The sequence below is a fragment of the Chryseobacterium ginsengisoli genome (assembly GCF_039542325.1).
Lineage (GTDB): Bacteria > Bacteroidota > Bacteroidia > Flavobacteriales > Weeksellaceae > Chryseobacterium > Chryseobacterium ginsengisoli.
Map to the genome: position 1 here is coordinate 177115 of NZ_BAABHX010000005.1, position 20597 is coordinate 197711.

Genomic DNA, 20597 nt, shown 5'->3' on the forward strand with positions numbered 1-20597 from the left:
ATATTTTTCAAGCTTTTGTTAACGGGAAAATTTAGCTTATAAAACGTTAAAGATGCTTCGACAAACCCAGCATGACATTGCTAATACTAACTGTTTTGACGCTCGCTTCGCTCGCGCTTTTTTAGCCAGACAGTTAACTTTTTATCCTAAATTTAAACTCTATTCTTCGCAAAATGAAAAATAAGCATTCCCCAGCTTAAGATCATCAACAAACCTCCAAGCGGAGTGATTGGTCCTAAAAATTTAAGGTTTGTGCCTAAATAATCCTGCATACTCAAGCCGTAAATACTGAAAGAAAATAATATCGTTCCAAAAATCATCAGCCACGAAATCCAGTTTTCTGTTTTGGTTTCAAATTTCAAAATGTAGCCTACAATTAGTAGGAAAAATGCAGCATACATTTGATATCTCACTCCTGTTTCAAAACTTTCAAGCCTTTCTACAGACAAAATTTTCTTTAAAGCGTGCGCGCCAAATGCTCCTAAAATTACGGATAGCATTCCATAAACGGCTCCAAAGACTAAAGTAATTGTTTTCATTTTATTGATTTATTCCAACAAGTTTTTAAGTAAAACTGTTTTTATTTATAGTTTAAAATTTTAAATACCAGTGATACAGCACCGATTGCAATAAAAACCCAAGCGAATTTTTTATTTCGGGCAAAACCTGGATTTTGTGTTATTTTCAGAAAAATCCCGAAAGCCAGCATAAAAGCAGAAACAATAATTCCAAACATTATTGAGCTCTTAATCTGTTAAATTCATTGATAACTTCGTGATGAGTTACCGTTTTATCTTTAAAATACGTTACAAAATGCTGTTTTTCTTCTTCTGTAGCTCCCATTTGGTTTAAAATATTCAGTAAGTGCATTTTCATGTGACCTTTCTGAATTCCGGTTGTCACCAAAGAACGTAATGCCCCAAAATTTTGCGCCAATCCGGAAACCGCTAAAATGCTCATTAATTCCTGAGCTGAAGGTTTTCCAAGAAGAGCCAAAGAGAATTTTACCAACGGGTGAAGATTCGTTAAACCACCAACAACACCTACAGAAATCGGAAGATCGATCCAAAATCTGAAAATTCCGTTATCGGTTGTACAATGTGTTAAAGAAGAATATTTTCCGTTTCTCGCAGCATATGCATGCGCACAAGCTTCCGTTGCTCTGAAATCATTTCCTGTTGCAATAACAACTGCGTCTACTCCATTCATAATTCCTTTGTTATGAGTAGTTGCTCTGAAAGGTTCGATCTCAGCAATCGTTACCGCCTGTTTGAATTTTCTTGCAAATTCTTCGTTGGAAATTCCACTGTCGTCTTTTAAATCTTCGATTTTACAAGAAACTTCGGCTCTTACGACACAATCCGGTGTAAAGTTGGAAAGAATATTCATTACAATCTGTAAAGAATTTTTCTCTTCCTGAGTAAACTCTTCACTTGTCGCAACTTCCTGTTTTAAAGTTTTCCCGAATTGCTCCAGACAGGAATTAATAAAGTTCGCCCCCATAGAATCTACTGTATCAAAACTTGCTTTAAGCTGATAATAATTGTGCATTTCGGAAGTTTTATCTATTAATTTTATATCTAAAATTCCACCGCCACGATTTCTCATATTTGCAGTGATAGCTTCTGTAGCTTCCAACAATTTTTTCTTTAAATTAAAATTAAAGAAATGTTGTAATTTATGAGACTCTACATCGAATATAAAATGTGTATGACCTAACTTTTCGTTATTAATGATTGTTGTTTTAAAGCCCCCTTTATCGATCCAGAATTTTGCAGCCTTTGAAGCCGCCGCAACCACAGAACTTTCTTCAACAGCCATCGGAAGAGCAAATAATTTCCCGTCAATCAGGAAATTTGGGGCAATTCCGTAAGGCATATAAAAGTTGGAAATCGTGTTTTCAGAAAATTCATCGTGAAGCTTCTGAAGATCAGCATTTTCGTTCCAGTATTGATTTAATATATTTTGATATTCTGTATTTCCTTCAAGATATTCGTTTACAAGCCAATTGATTTTTCCTTGTTTTGTCAATTTGGAAAAACCTTCTACCGGTTTATGATTCATAACATAAATTTAATGACCGTAAATATAGTAATTTTGTCTCTGCCAATTGTTGATAACTTCTATCAAAAAAGGTTGACATTTATCAATTTTGGAACTACATTTGAATAGAATATAATTCTTAAAAATAACATTTTCAATTAAAATTATGAATTTTGACCGCCTGAAAGAAAAACTTGAAATCCTTGCCGATGCAGCGAAATATGATGTTTCCTGTTCGTCAAGCGGTGGCTCGAGAAAGAACAAAAAGGGCGCTTTGGGAGACAGTTCCGCAAGCGGGATTTGTCATACCTATACGGAAGACGGGCGATGTGTTTCGCTTCTCAAAATTCTTTTGACCAATCATTGTATTTATGATTGTGCCTACTGCGTTTCCAGAAGTTCGAATGATATTAAAAGAGCCGCTTTTACGGTTGAAGAGGTTGTTGATTTAACAATTAATTTTTACCGAAGAAATTATATTGAAGGGTTATTTTTAAGTTCAGGAATTTTCAAAAATGCGGATACAACGATGGAACGTTTGGTTCGTGTTGCGAAAAAACTGCGTCTTGAAGAAAATTTCAATGGATATATTCATTTAAAATCAATTCCTGGAGCAAGTGATATTCTGATGCAGGAAGCCGCTTTATATGCCGACCGATTATCTATTAATCTTGAAATTCCGACTGAAAGTGGATTGAAATTATTGGCTCCTGAAAAAAATCGACAGGATATGCTTAATCCGATGAAATATATTCAGAACGGAATTGCACAATATAAAGACGAGAAGAAACTTTTCAGGAAAGTTCCGAAGTTTGCTCCTGCAGGACAATCTACGCAAATGATTGTGGGCGCAACGAATGAAAATGACTTACAGATTATTAAAGTTGCGGATCATTTTTATAAAAATTTTAATCTGAAAAGGGTTTATTATTCAGGATACGTTCCGGTTTTGGAAGATAAAAGATTGCCTTCTTTGACGACAGAAGTTCCAATGCTTCGTGAGAACCGTTTGTATCAATCGGATTGGCTGATGCGTTTTTATGGTTTTAAGGCTGAGGAAATTTTAGATCCGAATATGCCGTTTCTTGATTTGGAAGTTGACCCAAAATTATGCTGGGCTTTGAGACATCTTGATCAGTTTCCTGTTAATTTGCAGACTGCGGATTATCAGATGATTTTAAGAATTCCCGGAATTGGAGTAAAAACAGCACAAAAAATTGTTAGCGCAAGACGTTTTCAGGTTTTGAACATGGATCATCTGAAAAAATTGGGAGCAGCGGTGAATCGAGCAAAATATTTTATTGATTTTAATGCTGGAAATGCTTTTTTAAAATATTTAACAAATCAGAATCTGAAGAAATTATTGATTGGAGGAAGTTCTTCGAAATTTCATAATCAGTTTTCGCAGCAGTTGACTTTGTTTTGATTTAAACATAAATTGCACTGGTATTTTACAGGAATAATACAAATCTATTTAAAAAAACTTTTAGTTGTCATTCAGAACGGAACAAAGTGAAGTGAAGAATCTATCAAAAATAATAGATTTCTCCTTCGTCGAAATGACAATTGAGACGCAATAATTGAATTGTTATATTGTTACACTAAATCATGACCACTCTACTCTACGACGGCAGTTTCGACGGACTTTTCACAGCGATATTTGAAGTTTTTGAATATCGTTATAAAGATGTGGAAATTGCAAGCAGAGAAAGGTTTCATCAGGAAAATATTTTTGCAGAAATCCATGAAGTGATCACTCAAAATGATAAAGCTGAAAGAGTTTTGAATAAATTGGAACAAAATATCGGAAAATCCGGAATTCATGAATTGTTAAAAGTTTTTTTATCAGAAGAATCAGATTTGGAGCAGCTTATTTTGTCTGCAGTAAGGCAATCTATTAAACATCCCGACGAAAATATCCTGCAGAATTATGCTGACAATGATATTTTAAAAATCTCAAAAATCTGCAAATCCGTAAGTCGTGAAAGACATCGAATGACAGCGTTTGTTCGCTTTGAAAAAATGCAGGATGAGGTATTTTTTGCTAAAATAGATCCTGATTTCAATGTACTTCCGTTGATTCGAAAACATTTTAAAGACCGTTATCAGGATCAAAAGTGGATGATTTATGATTTGAGAAGAAATTATGGGCTTCTCTATGATTTGGACACTTGTGACTTTTTTTATCCTGATGAAAAATTAGATTTAAACAAATACCAACAGAAGTTTCATGATGAGGAAACTCAATATCAAACGCTTTGGCAACGGTATTTTACGAAAACTAATATCGTAGAAAGAAAGAATTTAAAATTACATATTCAACACGTTCCGAGAAGATACTGGAAATACCTTACCGAAAAACATTGATTTTCTTTTATTTCGAAACAAAGTTCAAGACTTGAAAATTTATACTAATATTCTGCTAAGTTTTTATTGCTACTGAAACGATTCACCATATCTTTATTTTTTTTCGAAAAAAATTTCAATTTAGATATAATTTGAGCGTTAATAATTCCGAGACTAAAACTGCGAAATATATTTTCAAACCGACAAATTTTAGAAGTTTTTAATAATTAATATTCAAAACTCTTATAAAGTTACTACTATTATCTGAACTTGTTTTTGTAAATTTGTGTTCGAAATTTTTTACTAGATGAAAGAGAGTGCTGTAAAAAAAATTGCAGTTCTTACTTCAGGAGGCGATTCTCCGGGTATGAATGCAGCATTAAGAGCGGTGGTAAGGACCGCAAACTATTATAACATAGAATGTTACGGAGTAAGAGAAGGCTACAATGGCTTAATCCACGATGATTTCCTGAAAATGGGACCTCGTTCCGTAAAAAATATAATCAACCAGGGCGGAACTATTCTGAAATCTGCAAGATCCCAGGAATTTAGAACCAAAGAAGGTCGTCAAAAAGCCTACGAAAACTGTGTAAAATATGGAATTGAAGGTTTGGTTTGTATCGGTGGAGACGGAACTTTCACAGGGGCAAAAGTCTTCAATGAAGAATTCGGAATCCGCGTAATTGGTGTTCCCGGAACGATTGATAATGATATTTTCGGAACGGATAATACCATCGGTTATGACACTGCCTTGAACACAGCAATGGATGCAATCGACAAAATCCGTGATACGGCAACTTCCCACAACAGAGTTTTCTTTGTGGAAGTAATGGGTCGTGATGCCGGATTCATCGCTTTGAACAGCGGATTGGCAACTGGAGCTTTAGATATTTTAATTCCTGAGAAAAAAGACAGTATCGATGAGCTTTTTGCCAATTTCAGAACGGCTGAAAAATCAGGAAAATCTTCAAGTATAGTTGTAGTAGCGGAAGGTGAAAAGTTAGCCAATGTTTATGAACTGGCAGAAAAAACAAAAGTTGCATTCCCTGATTATGACATTCGTGTAGCAATTTTGGGACACATGCAAAGAGGAGGTTCTCCGAGCTGTGCCGACAGAGTTTTGGCAAGCAGATTGGGTTACGGAGCAGTAACAGGATTAATGGAAGGACAAAATAACGTAATGGCAGGAATGCGTTCCAACGATTTGGTTTACACACCAATAGAAGAAGCCATTAAAAAACATAACGAAATCAATAAGGATCTTTTACTGATTTCAGAAATTTTAGCAATCTAATATTTTTAATATAATTTAAAACAAACTATTATGTCAACAATTAAAGTAGGTATCAACGGGTTTGGTAGAATTGGACGTCTTGTTTTCAGAGCAATGACTGAAAGAGACAACATCGAAGTAGTAGGAATCAATGACCTTATCGATGCTACATACATGGCTTATATGCTTAAATATGATTCAGTTCACGGTATTTTCCCGGGTGAGGTTTCTGTAGAAGGAAATGATCTTGTGGTAAACGGAAAAAGAATCAGAGTAACAGCTGAAAGAGATCCAAGTAACCTTAAGTGGAACGAAATCGGTGCTGATTACGTAGTAGAATCTACAGGTTTATTCTTAGATAAAGACAGTGCTGCAAAACATATTACTGCAGGTGCTAAGAAAGTAATCCTTTCTGCTCCTTCTAAAGATGATACTCCAATGTTCGTAATGGGTGTAAACCACACAGAACTTACTGACGATGTAAAAATCTTATCAAACGCTTCTTGTACTACAAACTGTTTAGCTCCTTTGGCTAAAGTAATTCACGATAACTTCGGAATCGTAGAAGGTTTGATGACAACTGTACATGCTACAACTGCAACTCAGAAAACTGTTGACGGTCCTTCAGCGAAAGACTGGAGAGGTGGTAGAGCTGCTCTAAACAATATTATTCCTTCTTCTACAGGGGCTGCAAAAGCGGTAGGAAAAGTAATCCCTTCATTAAACGGAAAATTAACAGGTATGTCTTTCAGAGTACCAACTGTTGACGTTTCTGTAGTAGATTTAACAGTGAGAATTGAAAAAGCTGCTTCTTATGAAGAAATCTGTTCAGTAATCAAAGCTGCTTCTGAAGGTGAATTGAAAGGTATTCTTGGATACACTGAAGATGCTGTAGTTTCTCAAGATTTCATCGGAGATAAGAGAACTTCAATCTTCGATAAAGACGCTGGAATTATGCTTTCTCCTAACTTCGTAAAACTTGTTTCTTGGTATGACAATGAAATGGGTTATTCTAACAAGTTGGTTGATATGTTAATCCACGCTGCTTCTTTATCTAACTAATAAAGTTTTAGCTTTAAATATAAAACCTTCCGAATTGGAAGGTTTTTTTGTTTTATCAATTTCAATATAAAATTAATGAATCCCCTACAAATTGCAGAGGATTCAAGTTTATCATTTTCAAACAGCTAACAGAAAACTCTAAACTATTTTTGACATATGTTTACCTTTATGATAAAATTGTGTTTTATAAGTAAATTACGAATATATGATCCTGTAAAAACGGTACAATTTTAGAATGAGTTTTCATGGTTATTGATCAATACAAATTTTAAAATTTTATCAATACAAAAAAATCCCCCTTTTGTGGTATTTTTAAGAAAACTTTAACTATTTTAGTCACATAACTTAGATATGGATAATTCCGAGAAAAAACATCCTTTAGTTGAAGTCTGGAACTCTTATTCAGGGATAAGAAAAGAAAACAAACAGGTTTCCAATACTCCTCCTATTGAGCGGATCATTGGGGAAATGTTTGCTATCGGAGAATTCTATTATTATGTCTTAAACCTCACCAACAGTACACTTTCTAATCATCATCCAAATATTTTAAAAATTCATGGGTTAAAAAAATATCCTGAAAATTTAAAAGAAGTTATTGATCTTACGCATCCCGACGACATTCAGTTTATCTTAAAAGCTGAAGAAAAAGTAATTCAGAAAATGGAAGAAATCGGGAAAGACAATCATCTTTATTTAAAATCCAGCTACTGTTTCAGGATGAAGACAGCGAAAGGAAACTACGAACTTTTCCATCATCAAGCTATTCTCACAATGGAGGATGAAGATAAAAATCTGATACAAGCCATTAATATTCATACAAATATCAATCATATTACCAAAGAAAATCCAAATACGGTTTTAGTTACAGGAATCGGACCGAGAAACGAATTTCATCAGATAAAAATTGAAAATCTGCCAACATTTAAAAGCTTTCAAGAAGTAAACTTAACTAAAAGAGAAACTGAAATCTTATCATTTATCGCAAAAGGATATTCAGGATCAGAAATTTCGAAAATGTTGATCCTATCGGAACATACCGTTCGCACACATCGAAAAAATATTTTAGCTAAAACAAGTTCCAGAAACAGTAAGGAATTATTGAAAAAAGCTTTTGAATGGGGGTTAATTTAATTTCAATGAGCAGTTAAATTCTTAACCAATAATAAATTGACTGACCAGAAATTCATAAGTAAAGCAAATTTGTATCTTACGTTCAATTAAAAATCTGATAAATCTCACTTCGGAATTTCGGCGTAAAACTTGTACTTTTATGCGTAATGGAAAACACGATTTTACAACCATATTTTAAGGATTCGACACATTTCAAAGACTTTTGGGCGAAAGGTAACGGAAAACAGCTACTCGAATTTTCCGGAACAGAGGTAAGTTTCAAAGATTTTGAAAAATTTTCCCCTTATTTTTATCATGTTGATGAAATTGGCGATCAGGTTGTAAAAGATGTTTATTTAACTCAAAAATTTCACGAAGCATCAAGAGAAATAGAGGGTTACATCCGAAATGGAGTTTCTGAAAACGATAATGTTCCTGAAAGTGTAAAACAGCTTTTTCTTCAGACACAAAAAATTCCCGACTGGCTGGATTATAATTTAATCAAAAGCGGCGCAGAATTGTGCATGAGAAGCAATCTCGATTCTTTGATTTCGCTTCGGGATTATTGTTTAATTGGAGGCTACGATTATGCATATCTCAACAAACCTTTGATCGCAACTGAAGCTTTAAAAAAAGGAGCTGTAAAAAGACTTTCCGAGACATTGGATTTTTGGGTAAATGTAACAAGATATGATGCATTGGAAATTCATAAAAAAGGTTACGAATTCGCTATAAAAACCCGACTAATCCATTCTTACGCAAGACTTTCCATTAAAAAACATTATAAAGACTGGGACACTAAAAACTGGGGAGAACCCATCAATTCATGGGATATGATGGCAACTTATATCGGTTTCAGCTTGGTTTTTATGCACAGCCTTCATAAATTGGGAAATACATTTTCCGATGCGGAAGAAAAAGGTATTTTTCACCTTTGGAAGTACGTTGGATATATATTGGGAATTCCTGAAAATCTGCTACCAAACGACAAAAAACAGGCAACTCAATATTTTTATTTATGGACTTCTGTTCAGCCTTCTGCCGACAAAGATTCTGTACTTCTTGCTCATTCCTTATTAAATGAATCATTAGAAAATCCTATTTTAAAGTATAAATTTCAAAGAAAGAATCTTCGTTATTTACACATTTGCTGTACTTGGTTTCTGCTTGACGATGAGGTTTGTAAAAGGCTTCAAATACCCAAAGTAAGCAACAGAAAAGCTTTTCCACGAACAAAATGGATCATTAATAAAATTTACGATAATCTAGTCAGTCGACAAGCCAGAATCAATAAAGGAAATAAAGATCAAATGAAGGTTCTGAGCGATTATCACAACATTACCCAAAATTCAAATTTTCATTAAATTCTTCTTAAGCCGATTTTATCCCTTCTGTTATTTATACACTGAAAATCCTAGCCGTGATTGAAGTGGAAATCCTTTTTTGAAAAAAAAGATTGCAACGGAAAGCGCGAAAAAGCTCCAAAAAATAACAACACCGAAAATTTCCCGACAGCAACAAAATTTTATATTTTTTTAACTATAAAAACAATTCCATAAGAGAAATAATATTAGTTTAGGACTGTAAATTTTTGTATTTTTGATAAATTATTTAAACGACAGATGAGTAACATTGACGATAAGAAAAAAGCACTTGCATTAGTGCTTGACAAGCTAGATAAAACATACGGAAAAGGGACTGTAATGACTTTGGGAGACAGTACTATTGACACTACAATTGAAGTTATTCCTTCCGGATCTTTAGGATTAGACATCGCTCTTGGAGTAGGTGGATATCCGAGAGGAAGAATCATCGAAATCTACGGACCTGAATCTTCCGGTAAAACAACTTTAACACTTCACGCTATTGCCGAAGCTCAAAAAGCAGGAGGAATTGCGGCATTCATTGATGCAGAGCATGCTTTTGACAGAGGTTATGCAGGAAAATTAGGAATTGACCTTGAAAACCTGATCATTTCTCAGCCAGATAACGGTGAACAGGCTTTGGAAATTGCAGATAACCTGATCCGTTCAGGAGCTATCGATATCGTTGTAATTGACTCGGTTGCAGCTCTTACACCAAAAGCAGAGATTGAAGGAGAAATGGGAGATTCTAAAATGGGTCTTCATGCAAGATTAATGTCTCAGGCGTTGAGAAAATTAACGGCTACAATTTCAAGAACAAAATGTACGGTAATCTTCATCAACCAGTTGAGAGAGAAAATCGGAGTAATGTTCGGAAATCCTGAAACTACAACCGGTGGTAATGCATTGAAATTCTATGCTTCTGTAAGAGTAGACATCAGAAAAGCAAGTGCACCAATTAAAAACGGAGATGAAGCAATCGGAAGCCGTGTGAAAGTGAAAATTGTGAAAAATAAAGTAGCTCCACCTTTCAAAATGGCTGAATTCGATATTATGTACGGTGAAGGAGTTTCTAAAACAGGAGAAATTCTGGATCAGGCCGTAGAACAGGGAATTGTAAAGAAAAGTGGTTCTTGGTTCAGCTATGAAGAAACAAAACTAGGACAAGGTCGTGATGCAGTGAAGGATGTATTGAAAGATAACCCTGAACTTGCTGAAGAATTGGAAAACAAAATAAAAGAAGAATTGAAGAACAAATAGTTTTTTGATTTTGAAAATATTGAAAGGCAGCTTTTTTAAGCTGCCTTTTTTTATCTTAATTTTAAAATAAATTTATGATGAAACTAAATATTTTATCTAAAATATTAATCTTTTTTGTATTCACAATCGTGTTGTCTTGTAATAAAGAAGAATCTCTCAATAATGATTTTGTCATTTATTCTACCAATACAAAGAAAGAAAACATTGAGTTTTTCTGGAAAGATGACCAAAACCATCCATTAAAAAGTATTCAAAATTTAAAAAAATACCTCAATACAAAAAATAAAGATTTGAAATTCGCTATGAATGGCGGAATGTTCATTCAAAACAATATTCCAAAAGGATTGTATATCGAAAACTTTAAAATATTAAACCCGATCGATACTTTGAGTGGTGAAGGAAATTTTTATTTAAAACCAAACGGTGTTTTCTATATTACAAAATCTAATGAATCTGCAATTGTTTCAACGGAGCATTTTAAACAGAATTCAAATATGAAATTTGCCACACAATCCGGACCACTGCTTATTATTAATGAAAATATAAATCCCGTTTTTCAGAAAAATTCAAATAATTTAAATATAAGAAACGGTGTCGGAATAATGAAAAATGGAGACTTGATCTTTGCGATGTCTAAGAAAAAAATAAATTTCTACAACTTTGCATTATTGTTCAAGAATTTAGGTTGCAAAAATGCCTTATATCTTGATGGTTTTGTTTCAAGAACATATTTTCCGGAAGAAAAATGGATTCAGGAAGATGGGGATTTTGGAGTAATGATAGGTATCACAAAAGGAAAATAATTTCAATTGACAAATAATGCCAAAATGTCACTTTTCCTCAAACGGTATTTTTTTTGAGAAAGAATAGGAAATTAAAAAAACAAAAATTATTATGACTAAAGGAAATATCAATGTATCTGTAGAAAATATTTTTCCCCTTATTAAAAAGTTTTTATACAGCGACCACGAAATATTTTTAAGAGAGCTAATCTCTAATGCAACTGATGCTACGTTAAAATTGAAACATTTAACAAGCATTGGAGAAGCAAAAGTTGAGTACGGAAATCCGAAACTTGAAGTTAAAATCGATAAAGAAAATAAAACACTTACCATCATCGATCAGGGAATCGGGATGACTGGTGAAGAAGTTGAAAAATATATCAATCAGGTGGCTTTTTCGGGAGCTGAAGAGTTCTTGGAAAAATATAAGGATTCGGCAAAAGATTCAGGAATTATCGGTCATTTCGGACTTGGATTTTATTCTGCATTTATGGTTGCAGAGAAAGTTGAAATCTTAACAAAATCTTATAAAGATGAGCCTGCAGTTCGTTGGGTTTGCGACGGAAGCCCTGAATTTACATTAGAAGAAACAACTGATAAAACTGATAGAGGAACGGAAATCATTCTTCACATTGCAGAAGATTCTGTAGAATTTTTAGAAGAAGGAAAAATCCGTGAATTGTTGTTGAAATATAACAAATTTATGCCTGTTCCGATTAAATTTGGAACAAAAACTCACACATTACCTTTGCCGGAAGATGCTCCTGAAGATGCAGTTGCAGAAACAGAAGAAGTTGATAATATCATCAATAATCCTACTCCAGCCTGGACGATTGCTCCGAGCGAATTAACAACTGAAGATTACATGAAATTCTACCACGAATTGTATCCGATGCAGTTTGAGGAGCCTTTATTTAATATTCATTTGAATGTTGATTATCCTTTTAATTTGACAGGTGTTTTATTCTTCCCGAAATTGAGCAACAATTTAAATATTGAAAAAGATAAAATCCAATTATATCAAAATCAGGTTTTTGTAACGGATGAAGTGAAAGGAATCGTTCCGGATTTCTTAATGCTTCTTCGTGGAGTGATCGATTCTCCGGATATTCCGTTGAATGTTTCACGTTCTTACTTACAAGCGGACGGTGCGGTGAAGAAAATCTCTTCTTACATCACGAAAAAAGTTGCCGACAAAATGTCTTCTTTAATCAATGAAAACCGTGAAGATTACGAACAAAAATGGAACGACATTAAAGTTGTGATCGAATACGGAATTGTAACGGAAGAAAAGTTTGCTGAAAAATCTGATAAATTCACATTATATCCAACAACTGACGGGAAATATTTCCTTTGGAATGAATTAGAAGAAAAAATCAAGCTTAACCAGACAGATAAAGACGGTAATTTGGTTGTTCTTTATGCTTCGAATTCGGATGCACAACACGGCTATATTCAATCTGCAAAAGATAAAGGTTATGAAGTTATTTTGTTAGATTCTCCTGTAGTTTCTCACGTTATTCAGAAGCTTGAAACTTCAAAAGAAAAAGTTTCTTTTGTAAGAGTTGATGCCGATCATGTAAATAATCTGATCAAAAAAGATGAGCCAGTTATTTCTAAATTAAATGAAACTGAAAAAGAATCGTTAAAGAAAAATGTAGAAGAAGCCATCAATGATAAGAAATTCACAGTTCAGCTTGAAGATTTAGACAGTAATGATGCTCCATTTACCATCACACAGCCGGAATTCATGAGAAGAATGAAAGAAATGCAGGCTACAGGCGGTGGCGGAATGTTTGGAATGGGCGGTTTCCCTGAAATGTATAATCTGGTGATCAACTCAAACAGCGAATTTGCAAACCAGGTATTGAAAACTGAAAATACTGAAGAAAAAGAAGGTTTAATTAAACATGCTCTAGATTTGGCTAAACTTTCTCAAAACTTGCTGACCGGTAAAGATTTGACAGACTTTATCCAAAGAAGTTATAAGCAATTAGAAAAGTAATTTGACTATTTTATATTGAAAACCCGGCGAAGCTTTGCTTCGCCGGGTTTTTTATTTTAGGTTTCGGGCGGCTTCGCCGCCCGAAACCTAAAACTCTTATTTATTCAACATCTTCTCAATTTGTAAAATAATTTTCTCAGAATTACCATTCATCGCTTCCAAATGATTTCCTGAATATTCCAAAAACTCTTTTGGCAGAGAGGCTTTTGAGTAATTTTCATATCCTTCTTCATAAGGAACCTCTTTATCTTCTTTGCTATGGATAAAAAGTTTCGGAAGACCTTCCATGTCCTGTACATCTTCTTTAGCCGAATAAGGAGAAACAACATATTTGGAGATAACTTCTTTATATTCAGGTTTGTAATACATGGCAATATCCGTGAAAGAAGACAAACTTCCGTCCATTACCAATCCGGCAATTTTAGCCTTATTATTTCTGGCTAAATGAGCGGCAATTTGTGAACCCATTGAAGCTCCGTAGAGAATGATCTTTGTATTCGCGATTTCAGGTCTTTGAATCATTTTATTAAAAAATAATTGTCCGTCGGATACGATATTAAGATGGGTTGGTTTTCCTGTTGACTTTCCATAGCCTCGAAAATCTACCATCACAACCTGAAAATTATTATCAACCAAAGGTTTAGTCATAAATAAATAGGTCGTAACATTTCCTCCTGCTCCATGAAAAAACAAAACAGTTGCTTTTATTTTTCCGGATTTAGGTTTTAAAATAATTCCTGAGATCGTATCATTTTTTACGGGAAGAGAAAAATTTTCATATTTAACATTTTCTATCGGACGAAGTATTTTATTAGGCTGATAAAAATTATCATCCATCTGCGCCTTAGAAAAGCAAATTGCGAATAAAAAAAGTACGGAAAGTAAAAATTTTGTTTTCATGGTTTAATTTTATGTAGCAAAACTAAACTTTCAAAATATTTCTGACTAAAAAAACAGACTCAATTGTAGCTTTAGTATACTGAATTGTAAAAATTCTTATTTTTATAGCTCCTCCAAAGGATTCCAAAACAATTTTTTGAAATTTTTGATTCTAAAGTTTTCCACAACGATTCCTTCTGCTTCTAATTTTATTTGAAATTCCGGAACAGATAAAGTTCCCGAACTTGAGATCACACGATGCGCAGGAACATCTTTCGGGCAACCTCCCATTGCTTTTCCTACATGCCGCGAATGATTCGGATAGCCGACTGCTTTTGCAATAGCTCCATAACTTGTTACTCTGCCTTTAGGAACAAGCTTAGTAATTTCCCATACTTGTTGTTTGAATATTTCGTCCATATCTGTTTTGCATCATTTTTGGACTTTACATTTAAAATCCATTCACTAAAAATATAAAGTTATGAAAAAATCGTTTTTCCGCTTATTAAATAAAATGAATAAAGCAATATTACCGAAGTTGAGTGATAAAGATCCCACTAAACTGACGAAATTTCAGAAAGGAATTTTGGCGTACCGTTATTTTATACTGGTTAATTCTTTAGATTAATTCTAATGATAATTAATTTTATCGAATTTTAGCAATCAAATCTCTACACCAATTATAAAGCGGCTTTTCGATTCCCAAATAAATAATGATCGAACAAATCCAAAGTAAAACGAAATTATGATCCGGTAAATAAATGTAAGATTTCAGTTTCATATTGAAATAACTGAGATGGATCAGATAAAAAATGAACGACGCATTTCCCAAAAGAACAAATACTTTTGTAGACAATATTTTGGAAACAAATGTTTTTTCGGACATCAATCCCCAAAAGAAAACAGCAATTGCTACAGGCAGAAAAATCTCATGAATTATTCTTCCTTCCCAACGTTCCACGCCATGAACAAAATTGTTTCTGGCAAAAAAAGCAATCGAAATCGTTAAAATTATAATTGAAATTCCACCAAAAAGTGTCGGTTTTTTCAGATTTTTTAAAAACTGTATTCCTTCCTCTTTTTTCATCAAATAAGCCAACAGCATTCCGAAAAAGAACTCAAGGCTTCTTCCGAAGAAAGTACTTCCGACCATAAATTTAAAAGGCGATAAAAAACCATCAGGATTACCATTGTACCAATCCAGACCATAACTTATACTCCAACCTAAAAGAAAAAATCCTATTAAAAAAGAAATACAATATTTCCAACTTTTCTTTAATAAAGAAAATAAAAGCGGTGCCAATAAATAAAAGAAAAATTCTACGGTAAGCGACCAAGCCTGCACGATTCCTGAAACAGAATATTTATCAAATAAAGAATAAAAAAGTGAATATTGCAGGAAATAAGTATCTACACCTTTAGAATATGGAATATCTAAAAAATAGGCACTCAACAAAATCCAATATAGCGGAAAAATCCTTGCAATACGAAGTAAAATATATTTTAAATAAGATCTTTTGGATTCTAAAGGCTTTTCTTCATATCGGTAAGCCAGTAAAAAACCACTCAAAACAAAAAAAACAGTTACGCCAATATGCCATTCACTGATAAAACGCAATACCACAAACGGCAAGTCATCGCGCCAATATTTACGGTTATGATAAACAAATACCATAATCGCTGCAATAGCACGCATTCCTGTAAGAGCGTCAAATTTATTTTTGCTGAGATTCTCCAAAAGCTAAAAAAATAAAAGGCTTACATGATAAGCCTTTTATCTAAAATTTATATAATCCTATTATTAATTTTCTAAAATATAAGAGAACATTAATGGTGCACAGATTGTTGCATCACTTTCAACGATAAATTTCGGTGTAGTGATATCTAGTTTACCCCAAGTAATTTTCTCGTTCGGAACAGCTCCTGAATAAGAACCGTAAGAAGTCGTAGAATCCGAAATCTGACAGAAATAAGACCAGAACGGAATGTCATGCATTTCCATATCCTGATACAACATTGGTACAACACAGATCGGGAAATCTCCTGCAATACCTCCACCAATCTGGAAGAATCCAACTCCTTTTCCACCTGAATTTTTAGTATACCAATCAGCCAAATACGTCATATATTCGATACCTGATTTCATTGTTGTAGCTGTCAGTTCACCTTTGATACAGTAAGAAGCAAAAATGTTACCCATTGTAGAATCTTCCCATCCCGGAACCACGATTGGCAAGTTTTTCTCAGCCGCAGCGATCATCCAAGAATTTTCTCTAGGAATTTCGTAATACTGCTCCAAAACTCCTGAAAGAATCATTTTATACATAAATTCATGCGGGAAATATCTTTCTCCTTTTGATTCAGCATCTTTCCAGATCTCAACGATATGTTTTTGCAATCTTCTGAAAGCTTCTTCTTCAGGGATACAAGTATCGGTAACTCTGTTCAGACCTCTTTCCAAAAGATCCCACTCATCCTGAGCTGTTAAATCTCTGTAATGAGGAACTCTTTCGTAGTGAGAATGCGCTACAAGGTTCATTAGATCTTCTTCAAGGTTTGCTCCCGTACAAGAAATGAAATCTACTTTATCCTGACGAATCATCTCTGCAAGGATTTTCCCCAATTCTGCAGTAGACATTGCTCCTGCCAAAGTGATCATCATTTTTCCACCTTCTTTAAGGTGTGCAACATATCCTTTAGAAGCATCTACCAATGCAGCTGCGTTGAAATGCAGGTAATATTTTTCTATGAACTCGGTAATCGGTTTGCTCATTTTTTATAATTTTTGCAAAGATAAGAATTTTGGGTTGGAAGATAGGTGCTTGAAGCAGGAAGAATATTAAAACTTAAACCTTCTATTTTCTTTTTTATCCGAAATTTTTTTCTTCGTATCCAATCTTTTTTGCTTTTGTCCCTTTGAAGGTTTCGTAGCAACACGTTTTTTGGGAATAAATAATGACTTATCAACAATTTCCAGAATTTTTTCGATGGCTTTGTTCTTATTCATTAATTGCGTCCGGCTTTCAGAAACCGTTAAGAATAAAAAACCTTCTGCATTAATTCTGTTTTTTAATTTGTTTTGAATTAAATCTTTTTGATCATCATTAAAAAATTCAGATTCCGAAACATTCCAAAGAACAGTCACAGAAGTTTCGACTTTATTTACATTCTGACCTCCTGCTCCACTGCTGCGGGAAGTTTTGAAGTTGAGTTCTTTTGAAAAGTCTTTCATTGGAATTTTAGTTTTGAATTTTCTTTTATATAATCTTTTTCCTCATTAACAAATCTGAGATTGCCTTCTATCTTTTCACTTGAATCTTTTTTAATCACTAATATACTTCTGTTATTTGAATTTATTATAATGGAATCTTCTGCCTCAACATTATACAAACACGTCCATGAATAAATTTCAGCCTCATCATTTTTAATTGCATAGGGGAAAATATCTTTCTTGTATGGATTAAATTCTTTTACATTTCCTACAAAATCTTTTAAATATATTATTCCGAAACAGTGATTTCCCGAATCACTTATACCGCTCACTCTTCCATTTATTAAGATATTATTTTGAAAAAAAGATTGTTCGTATTTATCTTGTATTGCAGCATCTTTTATACCTTGTTTTACCCAAAACATCCATCCGACAATTGCAACTAAAAATAAAATTACAATTTTAATTATCTCTTTTTTCATTAATTATTTTTAAAAGATTTAACCTTGAAACCTTCCCATTTGGAGTTCTTGGAATTTTTTCAATGAAAATAATTTTTTTAGGCTTATGAAAATTTTTCTCAAAAGAAATATCTGAAAATTTATCAACCAAATCTTTCGATTTTTCTCCTTCGATAACTGCTATTAATTTTTGTCCCAAACTTTCATCATCTATCCCAAGAAAAACAACTTCATTAGGGATTTCTTTTTTTACTAAAGCTTCCAACTCTTCGGGAAAAATTTTCGCTCCTCCGGAATTTATGACATTATCTATTCGTCCTAAAAATTTGAACTGTTTCTCATTTTTAATCTCAACTAAATCATTAGTTTGTAAAACTTCTGAATTTAAATTAGGTGCAAAGATTTTTAAACAACCTCTCTCATCTTTAGAAATGTCAACATTTTCAAAAACGGTAAAATAATTTTCTGCATGAGGAAAAATTTTTTTTAACCCTATATGAGAAAGCGTTTCCGACATTCCATAAGTTTCAAAAATACGAGTTGATTGTAAGTTTTGACTATTGTTTAAAATTATTTTTTTCAAATTCTCCGAAACTGATGCGCCACCAATAATTAAATTTTTCATTAAATATAATTTATCCAAAGAGTTTTCAACCTGAAGTGGAGTCATTGCACAGAAATCAACTTCTGATTCTAAATTTTCAATCGGTTTTGTAGACGGATCAACAATAATTAATTTTAATTTTCTAATAATTGAACGTACAACCATCATTTTTCCTGAAATGTATTCTACAGGAAGACAAACTAAAGCCTTATCTCCTTCTTTCAATCCTAAAAAATCACATGTCATTTCCGAAGAATTAATCATTTTATTTTTTTCAATATCAAAAACCTTCGGAACACCTGTAGATCCGGATGTCTGAACTTTTACCGTTTCAGAATCCGAAAACCATTCTTCTAAAAAAGTTTTGATTTTTTTTTCAAATTCCGTCTCGAAGGATAATTTATTAATATTGAGATTATTGAAGTCTATCAGCATAATTTCCATGAATAAAAGTAGAGTAAATTTAAAAAAAAGTTTAAAAAGTTTTTGCAAATTATGAAAAAAGCTGTAAATTTGCCTCACCAAAATAACACAGACCTATAGTGTAACGGTAGCACTCCGGTTTTTGGTACCGTCAGTCGGGGTTCGAATCCCTGTGGGTCTACGAAAACCATCCTTTAGAGGGTGGTTTTTTTGTTGATAAATCTTTTAACATTTTATACTCCAAATTTCATAATTTTTTGTTCTAAAAATAATTCTTGATAAGATGCTTACTAAATAATCTCTCATGCAAAACATTTAATAAGCAGTTCATGCTCGATTAACACTAATATTCTAATCTTGCAAAAATTTTTTACAATGAAAAGAATATTCCTTTTTCTTGCGCTGTCAGTAGGATTAGCCAAAGCTCAAGACAAGTCAAATCATGTGGTTTTAATAAGTGTTGATGGTTTACGACCTGAGTTTTATATGAATACTGAATGGTCAATGGTCAATCTAAGACAAATGATGCGAAAAGGAGCTTATGCAGAAGGTGTTCGTGGTTCTTTCCCAACCGTTACTTACCCTTCTCACACAACCATCGTAAGTGGTGTATTGCCTGCAAAACATGGTATTTATTACAACACACCTGTTCAGCCTTTGGGAATTACGGGAGAATGGTTTTGGTTTTATAAGGATATTAAAGTTCCTACAATTTTCAGTGTTGCCAAAGAAGCCGGTCTTACAACTGCCGGTGTAAGCTGGCCCGTAACGGTTGGAGCACCTATCACTTATAATTTACCGGAATATGTATATCTTCCAAAAAATAAAGGTGAGAAAAAAGACGAAGTAAAAGCTATGAGTATGGAATCTACTCCGAAAGAACTTTTTCAGGAAGTGCAGGATTATGCAGTGGGTAAATTCGGAGAATACGGAGCGAGCTTAGATTACTCAGTAACAGATCAGAACAAAGCAAGAATGGCTGCTTATATTCTAAGGAAATACAAACCTTCTTTTTTAGCACTTCACATTGCAGCAACCGATCATTTCGAACATGAAGAAGGAAGAGATGGAGATAAAGTTCGTTCGGCTGTAGTCGGAGCAGATGTTGCAATCAAAACTTTAATTGATGCTGCAACTGCCACAGGAATTGACGAGAACACAACATTTATTATTACAGGAGATCACGGTTTTGTAGATATTCATACTCAGTTTAATCCGAATGTGATGTTGGCAAAAGCAGGACTTTATAACAATGATAAAAAAGAAGACTGGAAAGCTTATTTTCAGGCAAGTGGAGGTTCTGCATTTTTACATTTAAAAAATCCTAATGACAAAGCAACTCTAAATAAAGTAAACGAACTTCTGAATAATTTACCTGAAGGATACAAAAAAATGTTCCATGTTCTGAATAAAGAGCAAGTTGCAGAAGCAAGTGGAGATCCGACAGCATCATTGGCTTTGGCTGCTTATCAGGGAATTAGTTTTGGGGCAACAGCTACAGGAGAATTATTAAAAGCTGCCGACGGTGGAACACACGGTTATTTGCCAACCGATTTCAAAGAAATTCAGACAGGATTTGTCGCTTTTGGAAAAGGTATAAAAAAAGGGACGGTAATTCCTTTAATGGGACAGGAAGATATTGCTCCATTAATTGCATACTTATTAAATCTTAATCTAAAAACAGACGGAATTCTTTATCCTGGATTATTAGCTAAATAAAATTTTAAATCAAAAAATTAAAGGCTGCCTCATTTTGAAGCAGCCTTTTTATATT

The 20597-nt window shown here is 33.5% G+C and carries 19 protein-coding genes and 1 tRNA gene; 11 read left to right on the plus strand and 9 right to left on the minus strand.

The features are described 5' to 3' along the window. Window positions 1-152: 152 nt before the first annotated feature. Both ABD940_RS16045 and ABD940_RS16050 read right to left on the minus strand, forming a co-directional pair. Complete coding sequence (locus ABD940_RS16045) at window positions 153-539, minus strand: DUF423 domain-containing protein (RefSeq protein ID WP_345206165.1); 387 nt, start codon at window positions 537-539, stop codon at window positions 153-155. Between the two features lie 196 nt (window positions 540-735). Then, on the minus strand, window positions 736-2064 hold the full coding sequence (locus ABD940_RS16050) for a hydroxymethylglutaryl-CoA reductase, degradative (RefSeq protein WP_345206168.1): 1329 nt from the start codon (window positions 2062-2064) through the stop codon (window positions 736-738). A 145-nt stretch (window positions 2065-2209) separates the two neighbouring features. Between ABD940_RS16050 and ABD940_RS16055 the strand changes: the two genes are divergently transcribed. The 9 genes from ABD940_RS16055 (at window position 2210) to htpG (ending at window position 13245) form a co-directional block, all read left to right on the plus strand. Continuing rightward, entirely contained in the window at window positions 2210-3469 is a 1260-nt protein-coding gene (locus ABD940_RS16055) for a putative DNA modification/repair radical SAM protein (RefSeq protein WP_345206172.1), read from the plus strand. Between the two features lie 182 nt (window positions 3470-3651). Then, entirely contained in the window at window positions 3652-4410 is a 759-nt protein-coding gene (locus tag ABD940_RS16060) for a TIGR03915 family putative DNA repair protein (RefSeq protein WP_345206175.1), read from the plus strand. A 286-nt stretch (window positions 4411-4696) separates the two neighbouring features. Beyond that, the gene (gene pfkA / locus ABD940_RS16065; RefSeq protein WP_345206179.1) at window positions 4697-5683 is read left to right on the plus strand and encodes a 6-phosphofructokinase; all 987 of its coding nucleotides are present in this window, start codon (window positions 4697-4699) and stop codon (window positions 5681-5683) included. A 30-nt stretch (window positions 5684-5713) separates the two neighbouring features. Further along, window positions 5714-6724 carry a type I glyceraldehyde-3-phosphate dehydrogenase gene (gap, locus tag ABD940_RS16070; protein WP_345206183.1) on the plus strand — a complete coding sequence of 337 codons (1011 nt, stop codon included), beginning with the start codon at window positions 5714-5716 and terminating at the stop codon, window positions 6722-6724. Window positions 6725-7075: 351 nt separating this feature from the next. Continuing rightward, a complete protein-coding gene (locus tag ABD940_RS16075; protein WP_345206186.1) occupies window positions 7076-7855 on the plus strand; it encodes a response regulator transcription factor in 780 nt (259 codons plus the stop codon). A gap of 146 nt (window positions 7856-8001) precedes the next feature. After that, entirely contained in the window at window positions 8002-9198 is a 1197-nt protein-coding gene (locus ABD940_RS16080; protein WP_345206190.1) for an oxygenase MpaB family protein, read from the plus strand. A gap of 258 nt (window positions 9199-9456) precedes the next feature. Continuing rightward, window positions 9457-10458, plus strand: a complete 1002-nt coding sequence (gene recA, locus ABD940_RS16085; RefSeq protein WP_345206193.1) for a recombinase RecA — start codon at window positions 9457-9459, stop codon at window positions 10456-10458. Window positions 10459-10532: 74 nt separating this feature from the next. After that, window positions 10533-11261: a phosphodiester glycosidase family protein gene (locus ABD940_RS16090; protein ID WP_345206197.1), complete on the plus strand. Its 729-nt coding sequence runs from the start codon at window positions 10533-10535 to the stop codon at window positions 11259-11261. 91 nt (window positions 11262-11352) lie between these two features. Further along, window positions 11353-13245 (plus strand): molecular chaperone HtpG, encoded by a 1893-nt coding sequence (gene htpG, locus ABD940_RS16095; RefSeq protein WP_345206200.1) that lies wholly within the window; start codon window positions 11353-11355, stop codon window positions 13243-13245. A 96-nt stretch (window positions 13246-13341) separates the two neighbouring features. On the opposite strand, the gene ABD940_RS16100 is transcribed toward htpG, so the two are convergent. The 7 genes from ABD940_RS16100 to ABD940_RS16130 all read right to left on the minus strand — a co-directional run bounded on the left by ABD940_RS16100 (window position 13342) and on the right by ABD940_RS16130 (window position 18835). Next, a complete protein-coding gene (locus tag ABD940_RS16100; protein ID WP_345206205.1) occupies window positions 13342-14145 on the minus strand; it encodes an alpha/beta hydrolase in 804 nt (267 codons plus the stop codon). Window positions 14146-14247: 102 nt separating this feature from the next. Then, window positions 14248-14544 carry an MGMT family protein gene (locus tag ABD940_RS16105; protein WP_345206208.1) on the minus strand — a complete coding sequence of 99 codons (297 nt, stop codon included), beginning with the start codon at window positions 14542-14544 and terminating at the stop codon, window positions 14248-14250. A gap of 226 nt (window positions 14545-14770) precedes the next feature. Continuing rightward, window positions 14771-15862, minus strand: coding sequence for an acyltransferase family protein (locus ABD940_RS16110; protein ID WP_345206212.1), 1092 nt, complete (start codon window positions 15860-15862; stop codon window positions 14771-14773). Window positions 15863-15925: 63 nt separating this feature from the next. After that, a complete protein-coding gene (locus ABD940_RS16115; protein WP_345206215.1) occupies window positions 15926-16897 on the minus strand; it encodes a deoxyhypusine synthase family protein in 972 nt (323 codons plus the stop codon). A gap of 66 nt (window positions 16898-16963) precedes the next feature. Continuing rightward, window positions 16964-17356 (minus strand): alternative ribosome rescue aminoacyl-tRNA hydrolase ArfB, encoded by a 393-nt coding sequence (gene arfB, locus ABD940_RS16120; protein WP_345206218.1) that lies wholly within the window; start codon window positions 17354-17356, stop codon window positions 16964-16966. Beyond that, window positions 17353-17817: a hypothetical protein gene (locus ABD940_RS16125; RefSeq protein ID WP_345206222.1), complete on the minus strand. Its 465-nt coding sequence runs from the start codon at window positions 17815-17817 to the stop codon at window positions 17353-17355. The genes arfB and ABD940_RS16125 overlap by 4 nt, the downstream gene beginning before the upstream one ends. Then, on the minus strand, window positions 17798-18835 hold the full coding sequence (locus tag ABD940_RS16130) for an AMP-binding protein (protein WP_345206226.1): 1038 nt from the start codon (window positions 18833-18835) through the stop codon (window positions 17798-17800). Before ABD940_RS16130 ends, ABD940_RS16125 begins: the two co-directional genes overlap by 20 nt. 98 nt (window positions 18836-18933) lie before the next feature. Between ABD940_RS16130 and ABD940_RS16135 the strand changes: the two genes are divergently transcribed. Both ABD940_RS16135 and ABD940_RS16140 read left to right on the plus strand, forming a co-directional pair. Continuing rightward, window positions 18934-19004 (plus strand) — tRNA-Gln (locus ABD940_RS16135). Between the two features lie 194 nt (window positions 19005-19198). Further along, window positions 19199-20542, plus strand: coding sequence for an alkaline phosphatase family protein (locus ABD940_RS16140; protein WP_345206229.1), 1344 nt, complete (start codon window positions 19199-19201; stop codon window positions 20540-20542). Window positions 20543-20597: the final 55 nt, after the last annotated feature.